The organism is Streptomyces sp. NBC_01335 (assembly GCF_035953295.1).
Lineage (GTDB): Bacteria > Actinomycetota > Actinomycetes > Streptomycetales > Streptomycetaceae > Streptomyces.
This window is the reverse complement of record NZ_CP108370.1, coordinates 2218455-2229269: the sequence shown is the minus strand read 5'-3', so window position 1 is coordinate 2229269 and position 10815 is coordinate 2218455. Positions and strand designations below refer to the sequence as shown.

Below are 10815 nucleotides of genomic sequence, written 5' to 3'. Positions count from 1 at the left end.
CCGGCGACCGAAGCTAGTTTTCGCGCTTTCCCACGAACGACGCCACACCCGCCGCTTCACACATAAGGATGGTGTAAACCCGATTTGCCCCTGAGGCGCTCCGGGGCTGTGCTTCTGCCGCTCCCCATCCCTGTCCCGGTCCGTCCGACGCCTGTTCCGGTCCGTCCGACGCCCTTGCGGCGCCCGACCGAGGTGACGATGCGTGACCGGGGTGGGCCGCTACGGGTGGGTACGCGCAGCCATGACCGGTGGGGTGCGCAGGCCAGGTAGCCTTTCCCCGTGCCCCGTCTGTCTGAAGTCATCGCCGAGCTCGACGCCCTCTGGCCCCCCGAGCGGGCCGAGGGGTGGGACGCGGTGGGTACGGTCTGCGGCGATCCCGACGCGGAGACCGACCGGGTCCTGTTCGCGGTCGATCCGGTGGGGAGCGTCGTCGACGAGGCGGTACGGCTCGGCGCCCAGCTGATCGTCACCCATCACCCCCTCTACCTGCGGGGTACGACCACCGTCGCGGCCGACACCTTCAAGGGCCGGGTCGTGCACACGCTCATCCGGCAGGGCATTGCGCTGCACGTGGCGCACACCAACGCCGACACCGCCGACCCCGGCGTCTCCGACGCCCTGGCCGGAGCGCTCGGCCTGCGGGTCACCGGCCCCCTGGTGCCCGACCCCACCGACCGGCACGGCCGTCGCGGCCTCGGCCGGATCTGCGAGCTGGACCACCCCGAGACGCTGAGTGACTTCGCCGCGCGCGCCGCCGCCCGGCTGCCCGCCACCGCGCAGGGCATCCGGCTGGCCGGCGACCCGGAGGCGACCGTGCGTACGGTCGCCGTCAGCGGCGGCTCCGGCGACAGCCTCTTCGACGCGGTGCGTGCGGCGGGCGTCGACGCCTTCCTCACCGCCGACCTGCGCCACCACCCGGCCTCCGAGGCCGTGCAGCACTCCCCGCTCGGCCTCGTCGACGCCGCGCACTGGGCCACCGAGTGGCCCTGGTGCGAGCAGGCGGCGGCACAGCTCGACGCGATTTCCGACCGCCACGGATGGGACCTGCGGGTCCACGTCTCGAAGCAGGTCACCGACCCCTGGACCACCCACCACTCTTCTGGAGCCCCCAACTGAACGCCGCGCCCGCCGACCAGATCCGACTCCTCGACGTCCAGGCACTCGACGTTCGCCTCGCGCAGACCGCGCACAAGCGGGCCTCGCTGCCGGAGCACGCGGAGATCGAGTCCCTCAACAACGACCTCGCGCAGCTCCGCGACCTGCTGGTCGCCTCGCAGACCGAGGAGAGCGACACCAGCCGCGAGCAGACCAAGGCGGAGCAGGACGTCGACCAGGTGCGCCAGCGCGCCGTCCGCGACCAGCAGCGTCTCGACTCCGGCGCGGTCTCCTCGCCGAAGGACCTGGAGAACCTCCAGCGCGAGATCACCTCGCTGGCCAAGCGCCAGGGCGACCTGGAGGACGTGGTCCTCGAGATCATGGAGCGCCGCGAGGCCGCCCAGGAGCGCGTCGCCGAGCTGACCGGCCGGGTCGCCGCCGTACAGGCGAAGGTCGACGACGCCACCGAGCGCCGCGACGCCGCGCTCAAGGAGTTCGACGCCCAGACCGAGACGATCACCAAGGACCGCGCGGTCGTCGCCGACGTCATCCCCGCCGACCTGCTGAAGCTGTACGACAAGCTCCGCACCCAGCAGGGCGGGGTCGGTGCCGCCCGGCTCTACCAGCGCCGCTGCGAGGGCTGCCGCCTGGAGCTGAACATCACCGAGGTCAACGACGTGAAGGCGGCGTCCCCCGACACCGTGCTGCGCTGCGAGAACTGCCACCGCATCCTGGTGCGCACCTCGGATTCGGGCCTGTAATGACCTCGTCCCACCAGCTCGTCGTCGAAGCCGACGGAGGTTCCCGGGGCAACCCGGGGCCCGCCGGTTACGGCGCCGTCGTCGTGGACCCGGCGACCGGCGAGACCCTCGCCGAGGCCGCCGAGTACATCGGCATCGCGACGAACAACGTCGCGGAGTACCGGGGCCTGATCGCCGGCCTGCGGGCCGCGAAGGCGCTGTTCCCGGAGGCGGCGGACGGTTCCGTCCGGGTCCATGTGCGGATGGACTCGAAGCTGGTGGTCGAGCAGATGTCGGGTCGCTGGAAGATCAAGCACCCCGACATGAAGCCCCTCGCGGCGGAGGCGGCCACCGTCTTCCCGCCGTCCGCCGTCACGTACGAGTGGATGCCGCGCGAGCGGAACAAGCACGCGGACCGGCTCGCCAACGAGGCGATGGACGCGGGCCGACGGGGCGAGCAGTGGGAGCCCTCCGCCTCCACCGCCGGCCTGGACGCCCCGGCCCGCCCCGCCGTCGGCGAGTTCGGGGACGTACCCCCCCGCGAGGTGGGCGACGCGTCCGCCGGAGCGGCCAAGGTGCGCGCCGCCCTCGCCGCCGCCCGTACCGGCTCCACGGACGCCTCCGGTGCTGCCGCATCGCATGCCCCCGAGGCGGACGCCGGCCCGGCCGCCGCGCCCCGGAGGGGGTGGGCCGCCGCGCCGGACATGGGCGCCCCCGCCACCTTCCTGCTGCTCCGGCACGGGGAGACCGCCCTGACCCCGGAGAAGCGGTTCTCCGGCAGTGGCGGCACCGACCCGGAGCTCTCCGCGACCGGCCGCGAGCAGGCCGAACGCGCCGCCGCGCACTTCGCGGCCCTCGGCACCGTCCAGGAGATCGTCAGCTCACCGCTGCGCCGGTGCCGTGAGACGGCGGGCGCGGTGGCGGCCCGGCTCGGTCTCGACGTGACGATCGACGAGGGGCTGCGCGAGACCGACTTCGGCGCCTGGGAGGGGCTCTCCTTCGCCGAGGTCCGCGAACGGTACGCCTCCGACCTGACGACCTGGCTCACCGACCCCCAGGCGGCGCCCACGGGCGGCGGCGAGAGCTTCGTGGAGGTCGCGGACCGGGTGGCCGTCGCCCGCGACCGGCTGGCCGCCGCGTACGCGGGCCGCACCGTGCTGCTGGTCAGCCATGTGACGCCCGTCAAGACCCTGGTCAGGCTGGCCCTGGGCGCTCCGCCGGAGTCCATGTTCCGGATGGAGCTGGCCGCCGCCTCGCTCTCCGAGGTCGCGTACTACGCCGACGGCAACGCGTCCGTACGCCTCTTCAACGACACCTCGTACCTGCGGTAGACGCCCCCCGCCCCGGTCGGCGTGACCGGGGCGGGCTCGGGCTCAGCCGCGCAGCGCCGCCGCCTCGGCGGCCAGCCGCTCCACCCGCGCCCAGTCCTTCCTGGCGACGGCCTCGCCCGGAAGCATCCAACTGCCGCCCACACAGCCGACGTTGGGCAGGGCGAGATAGTGCGGGGCGGAGGCCGCCGAGATGCCCCCGGTGGGGCAGAACCGCGCCTGCGGCAGCGGGGCGGCGAGCGCCTTGAGATAGGCGGTGCCGCCGGCCGCCTCCGCCGGGAAGAACTTCATGTCGGTGACCCCGCGTTCCAGCAGCGCGACCACCTCGGAGGCGGACGAGACGCCCGGCAGGAAGGGCAGCCCGGACGCCCGCATCGCCGCCAGCAGGGTGTCCGTCCACCCCGGGCTGACCAGGAACCGAGCCCCGGCGGCCACCGTCTCCGTCACGTTCGCCGCGGATATCACCGTGCCCGCGCCCACCACGGCCCCCGGCACCTCGCGGGCGATGGCCGCGATCGCCTCCAGCGCGGCGGACGTCCGGAGGGTCACCTCGATCGCCGGGAGACCGCCCGCGACGAGTGCCCGGGCGAGCGGTACGGCGTCCGCCGCGTCCTCCAGCACGACGACGGGGACGACGGGGGCCAGATCGAGCACGGACGGGGCGGACGGGGCGGGCGCGGAGACGGCGTCGGCGGGCGCGGGGGAGGCGGTCATGGCGTCATCCTGCCGCCGGACCACACTCCCTGCAACGACCGTTGCACATGCTGCAACGCGACCCCGGGCCAAGCGGGGGCGGCCCCTCAGTGGATCTCCGTCACCACCACGTCGAGCGACCACGGCCGCCCCGCGCGGGCCGGTGCCTGCGCCTCCACCACGTAGCCGAGGTCCCGCAACACGTCCACGAGTTGCTCCGGGCTTCCCGGCGCGGCGCCCGCCTCCAGCAGGTCGCGGACCATGCGGCCCTTCGTCGCCTTGTTGAAGTGGCTGACCACGGAGCGCTTCTCGATCCCGTCGACCAGCTGCGAGTGGAGCACCCGCACGCTCGCCGTCCGCCCCGCGAGCTCCCCCTTGGGCTTCCACGCCGACGCGTACGCGGAGGACCGCAGGTCCAGGACGAGCCCGTCACCTGCGGCCTCCGGCAGTACCGGCTCCATCGCCGCACGCCAGTGCGCGGCGAGCGAGCCGAGGCCCGGCAGCTTCACGCCCATCGAGCAGCGGTACGACGGGATCCGGTCACTCACCCGCACGGCGCCCCACAGCCCGGAGAAGACCAGCAGCGAGGCCGAGGCGCGCCGTCGGGCCGCCGCGTCCAGGGCGGCCAGATCCAGCGCGTCGTACAGGACCCCCGTGTAGATCTCGCCGGCCGGCCGGGTCGGAGCCGTACGCAGTTCGGCGTTCTTGCCGACCTCGCCGCGCAGCCCCTCGGTGAGCCCGAGCACACCGCGCGCCTTCTCCTCGTCGGCCAGGCACAGCTCCACCAGCTCGTCCAGCACGGCCGCACGCGCCGGGGCGAGCCCCGGCAGCGACAGGGACTCGGGCTTGAGGGGTGCTCCGCGTCGCGGGGCGGCCTTGCCCTCGGAGGGCGGCAACAGCACGAGCACGGCGGTTCTCCTTCGTACGGGGGCGGAACAACCAGGTTACGGGGCCGGGGGAGGGCCCTCGGCCGGTCGCGGGCGCCCCGGGGTGGGGTCTCCTTTCGGCCATCACGGCCGGATCTCGTACGATCGCGCTGGCCGCCAGGGACGCTCCCCGACCCGGCCCGATCCAAACGAAAGGCCCTGACCGCGTGACCGACTCCGCCGTCCGTGCCGCTCCTGGCAGCCTCGCCACCGGCCGCCCCCGGCAGATCGTCGCCGCCGCCCGCGCCCTGCTGGAGGAGGAGGGCCCGGAGGCCCTCACCATGCGGCGCCTGGCCGAACGCGTGGGGTTCCGGGCCTCGTCCCTGTACAAGTACTTCCCCGACAAGTCCTCGGTGGTGGCGGCCCTTGCGGCCGAGATGTACCGCGAGACGGCCGCCGTACTCACCGCCGCCGAGGCGTCGGCGCCCGGCTCGTTCCCCGTCCTGGCCACGGCCTACCGCACGTACGCCCTGGCCCACCCCCACCTCTACCTGCTCGCCACCGGCTGCCGCCCGGACCTCCCGGCCCTCGCCCCCGACCGCCGCAAGGCCGCCGCCCCCCTCTACCGGGCCGTCGCCGGCGACGCGGACCGCGCCAGGGCCGCCTGGGCGTTCGCGCACGGCATGGTCGTCCTCGAACTGAACGGCCGCTTCCCGCCGGACACCGACCTCGCCGAGGCCTGGACGGCGGGCATCACCGCCTTCAGTGGCTGAGCCCGCGGGGCGGAGCGGCGAGGAGCCGCAGACGGGAGCCCTTCCGCGCCGGGTACGATGGCCCCACGGCAGACGAGCCGGGCGGACGGCCGCGTGGGGATCTCCGGATCTCCCCGAGGAACGTCCGGGCTCCACAGGGCAGGGTGGTGGCTAACGGCCACCCGAGGTGACTCGCGGGACAGTGCCACAGAAAACAGACCGCCCGGGACCCAGGTCCCGGGTAAGGGTGAAACGGTGGTGTAAGAGACCACCAGCGCCTGAGGTGACTCAGGCGGCTAGGTAAACCCCACCCGGAGCAAGGTCAAGAAGGACCGTCGCAAGACGGCCCTGCGCGAACGTTCGAGGGCGGCCCGCCCGAGTTCGCGGGTAGACCGCAGGAGGCCGGCAGCAATGCCGGTCCTAGATGGATGGCCGTCTCCCCGGCCGCCGCGAGGCGACCGGGCGACAGAACCCGGCGTATAGCCTGGACTCGTCTGTCAGCCCCCTCCTCTGACGGGGGCGTACCCCCTCTGACCTGCATGTTTGCGGGTCGGAGGGGGTTTTCGCTTCCCCCGTCTCACTCCCTTAATTTCGGACTGTTTGTCCGTTTCTTCTTGCTGCTTTCCGGCCCTCTGTGGCGATCGTGTGGCGATGAAGTGGCGGCGAATGGTGCTCCGGATCGCTCCTCCGGGGGCGTGCTCGGGTGTGACGGACGACTCGGTTGGGGAAACCGTACGCATGTTCTAATTGTGGACCCAAGTAGTTGAAAGCAGTAAAGATCAGGTGATACCGATGGGTCGGCGGGCGAAGCACGTGTCGAGCAGGAGGGCAGCGCTCCGGCTCCTGGGCATCCCGGAAAAGGGGCAGCCGCATCGGACAACGGCCCTCCTCGGATACGGCGGGTTGGCTCTCTCCATAGCCACTGCGACCGCCCTTGGCAGCGCATCGGCGACCCGCGATTCGGGGTCTCCTGTCACGGTTTTCTCGGGCGACGCGTTCACCTCCGACCCCGGCCAGGCCGTGCAGGAAACCCTTCTTGACGGTGCCGGAGGCATTGCGGGGGTCCCCCTGACCGAGGAGCAGAGGAACGCCGTCATCCGCGAGGGTGAGCGGCGCGGGCTGAGCAAGGGAGACGCCTACGCCCTTGCGTACGGCGACGACGCGAAGATTCGGCTCCAGCGGGACGGCACGGTCACCGTTGACACCAGCAAGGTTGTGCTCGCAAACGGCCCGGTCTACGCGAAGGTCAAGACTGCTGTCAGCAATGTGACGCCCGAGGCGGGCGCGAATGCCCCCGAGACGCAAACCGTGAAGGACTCCGGTGCGTCGGCGGCGCCCCAGGAGGACCCCGCGACGGCGGAACCGAGTGCGGGCGAGGCTGCGACGGATGAGGCATCCCCGATGAGCGAGATCGTCCCTCGGGTTGGCCCGCTCGACAGGTCGGTTCCGGCAGGCCAGGCTGATGCGCCTGCGGCGGAGCCGTACTACCCCGACAGCGGGAAGAACCCGTATGTCGATGGTCTGGGCGACTCGCTGCTGAATCTGCTGTCACCGTTCACGGAATTCATGGACTCGATCTCGCGAGACGGAAGTGCGACGGTCGAGCAGACCTACGCCGGTGGTCAGCTCGTGGTGACCGCAACCTCGCAGGTTGCCTCCGGGCTGGAGGTGGCGGTCAGTGTCGCGGCGTCAGGCTCTGCCGCCGAGATTTCTGAAGTGCAGGTGTCGGCGACGGTCAGCAACACACTGGCGGACGAGGTGCTGGTGCAGAGTGTGCCAACAGTCGTTGACAGTGCAGAGCAGATCTCGCACGCGGCGATCGGCGAAGCAGTCGACGCAGTAGTCACGGCGGTGGGCCCGGACCGAGCGGAGGACGTTTCAGAGGAGCTGGGCAACCAGATTTCGGACCGCGTGCTCGATCTCCCGGTTGTTGCCCCGCTCGAACCCCTGAATGAACTCGGAAGCGGCGTAGAGCTGGCTGAAGCGGCCTGACGGGGAGTTCAGCGGTGTGCTGAAGCGGTCAAGGATCTGGTCCGCCAGCTCCGGGTCGCCGAGGCTGGACACGTAGAGCGTGGCGATGTCGTAGCCCTCCGGGGCGACGCCCCAGCGCTCCCAGTCGAGGATTTCGAGACGGGGTCCGATGAGGTTGGACCACTGAAGGTCCCCGTGAGCAGTGGTCCAACTCGGCGGCTGCGTGGGCGCCTTGTCGCCGAGGAAGTGCGGCATGGCCCACGACAGGCGCTCGGCGCGGACGGCGACCCGCTGCGTCTGCACGAGGGAGATGTCCGTCAGAGCCACGGAGAGCTGCCTCCACCATCGGTCATCGGGGCGAAGGCCCTTGGGAGGGAGGGCGGTTTCGGAGAGCGGCCGGCCTTGGGCGTGCCGGTGCAGGTCGGCGTGGTAGACGTGCCCACCGCGGTTCCATCGGTGCATGGCCGCGAACGTGGGTCGTGGGACCTTCACCGGCACTCGCCACGCAGCGTCCTCCGGCCCGCTCCACGGGTCCTCGGGAGCCGGGATGATGTCCCGTTGGGGTGCCTTCGCGAGAGGCAGCGATGTCACGCGCAGCCAGTGTGGGTGGCCGTCGTAGTGGACCTTCGAGGACAATGACCGGCCCTCCCACCCCCAAGTGCGACCGCCGTCGTCAGGCAGGGCGCATCCGAGGGCGCGGGCGGCGCGCTGGAGGGCGTCCAGCATGCGTGCCGCGATCTGAGGGTCTTGGGTCTGGGGCATCGGCATTTTCCTAGGTGCGGTCAGGCATGAGGAGTGGTCGCCCCGCCTCGTTCGGGCGGAGCGTCTTCGAGTTGCGGGAGCCAACGGTGATCACCAGAACAGCCCCGGCGGTCGGCCGCCGGGGCTGCTGGCTTAGGCGTAGCTGGGTGCTGTAGCCCCGGCCCTCATTCGATTCGGTGTTCCCAGCGGAGATCCGGGTGGCCTTCGACCCAGTACTCGTGGGCCTCCTCGCTGACGCGGAGCTGTACGGCGTCGATGCCGGGGCGCCCTGCGGCCTCCCAGGCGACCAAGGGTGCCTCGATGTCGCCCCACAGCGGGACGGGGCCGCCCTGGCGCACGACGCTGGCGCCGTCGTCGCCGGTGATGAACTCGGCGAAGCTCTCCCGGTCGGGGTCGAACAGGTAGAGCAAGGGCTTGCCGTCGCTCGTGACGGCGCGGACGAGCTGTACGCCTGGGGCGGAGAGCTGGGCGATGAAGGCCGGCACCCAGTCGTTCAACAGGCTGGGGGAGACCTTGGTCGGGCGCTCGTCCTCCGCGTAGGCCGTGCGGGCGGAGAAGTCGCCGTCCACCGGCACCACGGCCTGCGCCCGCGCCTGCATGAACGACGACCTACCGATGATGCTGCCCCGGGCGGTTCCGTCCTCGCCCACGACGACCTTGGCGAGCCCCGTTCCGTAGGGCCAGGAGCCCACAGTGCTCAGGATGATGCCGCCCGGCTTGGTCTGCCGGACCCACGCGTACGGGATGCGGCGGACGGCGCACGTCGCGATCACGCGGTCGTACGGGGCCCTTCTGGGGTGTCCGAGCAGGCCGTCGCCCGTGATGGTCCAGGTGGAGAATCCGACCTCTTCGAGGGCGACATCCGCGCGCCCGGCCACCTCCGGGTCTACCTCGATCGTGGTCACGTTGTCCTCGCCGAGGCGGTGGCACATCAGGGCCGACGAGTAGCCGGTGCCCGTACCGATCTCCAGGACCTGGTCGCCGTCTTCGACTTCCAGGCTTTCGATCATGCTGAGCACGGTGTCCGGATTGGTTGATGACGACGTGGGAGTCCCTCGCACGACCCCGGGCGTCACGTCGGCGGTGAGGTGGCCGTCGAGCTGCGTGGTCAGGGTGTCGTTGCTGTAGACGATCTCCGCCCATTCGGCCGGGTCGGTCTCCGCTGCGGTGGCCGGGCGCCACCATCCGCCGTCCTCCTGTAGGAACACGCCGGTGCTCAGGAACGCCTCGCGGGGAACGGCTTCCACCGCCGCGCGCCACTGGGGCGAGCGAACTACGTCGGCCTCCACCAGCCTCTCGGCGAAAGCGTGCCGCTCGGTCTTCATATCGGTCATGCGGTATCTCCTTGTGTCAGCAGATCAGCAAACGCGGCGGACATCGGGAGGCCGGTGTTCGACTCCAGCCACCCCCACTGCCCATTCGGGTTCAACTCCAGCCACCAGTAGGACCCGTGCGCATCCACGGCGAGGTCGAAGCTCCCGGAGACCAGCCCAAAGTGATCCAGATAGGCGAGGAGTGCCGTGCTCACCTCGTCGGGCAGGTCCACCACCGTGTACGAGAGAGCGGAGTAGTCCTTGCGCCAGTCCAGAAGGTTTGACTCGATCCGGACCGCGAACAGGCGCCGGCCGACGACGAGCACCCGCACATCGGCCACCTTCGGCACGCGGGCCTGGAACAGGTGGGGGGTCACGCGCACGCTCTCGTCGATCTCGTCCGACGTGACGGGCTCTGCCCACGACGTGACCGGCACACCGTCACGCAGGTACTCGGTCCAGCGAAGCGTTTTCGTGATGACGCTCTGGTGCTCGTCGATGAACGCCCTTGCCTCGTCTGGATTGTTGGTTACCAGAGTCGGAGGAATCGCCAGGCCGAGCTGGGCGGCGAGAGCGAGTTGAGCGGGCTTGTAGTCGGCTGCCGCGATTCGCTGCGGTTGGTTGACCCACAGCGGGCCGTCCAAGGCGTACAGGATGCCGCCGAGCCCGTAACGCACCTGGGCGGCGGCGAACCGTGCGTCGTCCCCGCCCAGGTGGGTGAACAGGGGCCAGCGCGGGCGGCGCCAGTAGACGGAGCGGACCTCTTCTAGGGCCACGGTCCTCGACTGGGTGCGCACCTGCCCGGCCACGGGGGCCGGGCAGGTGCCGAACCGAGCAGAGACCGTTAGGCCCGCGCCGATGTCGGCGGGGTCGAACCGGACCACTGGCACATCGCGCTTGTTGAGTTCGGCGATCACCATGTCCGCGGTGGCGTCATCGACTTCGGTGACGACGAGCACCGGCCTTTCCTCGGCGTTTGCCATCAGTCCTGCTCGGAGTCCTGGTCGTGGCCCGAGTCGTTCTTCGAGTCCGAGTTCGTCGTCGTCGAGGTCTCGGTCCCCTTGCTGGTGCCGTGCTTGCCCATCTCGACGACCTTGCCGGTGCTGTCGCGGAACGTACCGAGCTGGGTCTCCGGGTCGATGATGACCGTGGTGTACGGGAGCACGGTGGTGGTCGTGTAGGGCGCTAAGCGGTTGGCGCCCCAGGGGCGGCCCGTGTCGCGCTGCTTGGTGGCGATGATCGCGGTCATGCTTACTCCTCTGCTTCTGGTGTTTCCGTGATTCGTGCAGGTGGCC

11 protein-coding genes and 1 other RNA gene are annotated in these 10815 nt (G+C 71.1%); 6 read left to right on the top strand and 6 right to left on the bottom strand.

What is annotated here, in order from left to right:
- Positions 1 to 279 precede the first annotated feature (279 nt).
- Genes OG599_RS09440 through OG599_RS09430 form a run of 3 tightly spaced genes read left to right on the top strand, consistent with a single transcriptional unit; the run spans position 280 to position 3166 of the window.
- Positions 280 to 1116, top strand: a complete 837-nt coding sequence (locus OG599_RS09440) for a Nif3-like dinuclear metal center hexameric protein (RefSeq protein ID WP_327175515.1) — start codon at positions 280 to 282, stop codon at positions 1114 to 1116.
- Positions 1113 to 1856 (top strand): zinc ribbon domain-containing protein, encoded by a 744-nt coding sequence (locus OG599_RS09435; RefSeq protein ID WP_327179974.1) that lies wholly within the window; start codon positions 1113 to 1115, stop codon positions 1854 to 1856. Before OG599_RS09440 ends, OG599_RS09435 begins: the two co-directional genes overlap by 4 nt.
- A complete protein-coding gene (locus OG599_RS09430; protein WP_327175514.1) occupies positions 1856 to 3166 on the top strand; it encodes a bifunctional RNase H/acid phosphatase in 1311 nt (436 codons plus the stop codon). The genes OG599_RS09435 and OG599_RS09430 overlap by 1 nt, the downstream gene beginning before the upstream one ends.
- A gap of 42 nt (positions 3167 to 3208) precedes the next feature.
- Here the strand turns inward: OG599_RS09430 and eda are convergent, their stop codons facing one another.
- Together eda and yaaA are read right to left on the bottom strand one after the other, a co-directional pair.
- A complete protein-coding gene (gene eda, locus OG599_RS09425; RefSeq protein WP_327175513.1) occupies positions 3209 to 3877 on the bottom strand; it encodes a bifunctional 4-hydroxy-2-oxoglutarate aldolase/2-dehydro-3-deoxy-phosphogluconate aldolase in 669 nt (222 codons plus the stop codon).
- Positions 3878 to 3963: 86 nt separating this feature from the next.
- The gene (gene yaaA, locus OG599_RS09420; protein ID WP_327175512.1) at positions 3964 to 4764 is read right to left on the bottom strand and encodes a peroxide stress protein YaaA; all 801 of its coding nucleotides are present in this window, start codon (positions 4762 to 4764) and stop codon (positions 3964 to 3966) included.
- A 185-nt stretch (positions 4765 to 4949) separates the two neighbouring features.
- On the opposite strand from yaaA, the gene OG599_RS09415 reads away from it, so the two are divergent.
- The 3 genes from OG599_RS09415 (at position 4950) to OG599_RS09405 (ending at position 7466) form a co-directional block, all read left to right on the top strand.
- Positions 4950 to 5495, top strand: a complete 546-nt coding sequence (locus OG599_RS09415) for a TetR/AcrR family transcriptional regulator (protein ID WP_327175511.1) — start codon at positions 4950 to 4952, stop codon at positions 5493 to 5495.
- A 73-nt stretch (positions 5496 to 5568) separates the two neighbouring features.
- Positions 5569 to 5971: RNase P RNA component class A (gene rnpB / locus OG599_RS09410), an RNA gene on the top strand.
- Positions 5972 to 6266: 295 nt separating this feature from the next.
- A complete protein-coding gene (locus OG599_RS09405; protein WP_327175510.1) occupies positions 6267 to 7466 on the top strand; it encodes a hypothetical protein in 1200 nt (399 codons plus the stop codon).
- Here OG599_RS09405 and OG599_RS09400 read toward each other — a convergent pair.
- The 4 genes from OG599_RS09400 to tgmA all read right to left on the bottom strand — a co-directional run bounded on the left by OG599_RS09400 (position 7353) and on the right by tgmA (position 10769).
- Positions 7353 to 7772 carry a hypothetical protein gene (locus tag OG599_RS09400; protein ID WP_327175509.1) on the bottom strand — a complete coding sequence of 140 codons (420 nt, stop codon included), beginning with the start codon at positions 7770 to 7772 and terminating at the stop codon, positions 7353 to 7355. The genes OG599_RS09405 and OG599_RS09400 overlap by 114 nt on opposite strands.
- Before the next feature lie 599 nt (positions 7773 to 8371).
- Positions 8372 to 9541, bottom strand: coding sequence for an ATP-grasp peptide maturase system methyltransferase (tgmC, locus tag OG599_RS09395; RefSeq protein ID WP_327175508.1), 1170 nt, complete (start codon positions 9539 to 9541; stop codon positions 8372 to 8374).
- Positions 9538 to 10503, bottom strand: coding sequence for an ATP-grasp ribosomal peptide maturase (gene tgmB, locus OG599_RS09390; RefSeq protein WP_327175507.1), 966 nt, complete (start codon positions 10501 to 10503; stop codon positions 9538 to 9540). Before tgmB ends, tgmC begins: the two co-directional genes overlap by 4 nt.
- Positions 10503 to 10769 carry a putative ATP-grasp-modified RiPP gene (gene tgmA / locus OG599_RS09385; RefSeq protein WP_327175506.1) on the bottom strand — a complete coding sequence of 89 codons (267 nt, stop codon included), beginning with the start codon at positions 10767 to 10769 and terminating at the stop codon, positions 10503 to 10505. Before tgmA ends, tgmB begins: the two co-directional genes overlap by 1 nt.
- Positions 10770 to 10815: the final 46 nt, after the last annotated feature.

Coding starts and splice junctions, on each gene's coding strand:
- OG599_RS09430 (WP_327175514.1), top strand. CDS start 1,856: ATGACCTCGTCCCACCAGCTCGTCGTCGAAGCCGACGGAGGTTCCCGG.
- eda (WP_327175513.1), bottom strand. CDS start 3,877: ATGACCGCCTCCCCCGCGCCCGCCGACGCCGTCTCCGCGCCCGCCCCG.
- OG599_RS09405 (WP_327175510.1), top strand. CDS start 6,267: ATGGGTCGGCGGGCGAAGCACGTGTCGAGCAGGAGGGCAGCGCTCCGG.
- tgmC (WP_327175508.1), bottom strand. CDS start 9,541: ATGACCGATATGAAGACCGAGCGGCACGCTTTCGCCGAGAGGCTGGTG.
- tgmB (WP_327175507.1), bottom strand. CDS start 10,503: ATGGCAAACGCCGAGGAAAGGCCGGTGCTCGTCGTCACCGAAGTCGAT.
- tgmA (WP_327175506.1), bottom strand. CDS start 10,769: ATGACCGCGATCATCGCCACCAAGCAGCGCGACACGGGCCGCCCCTGG.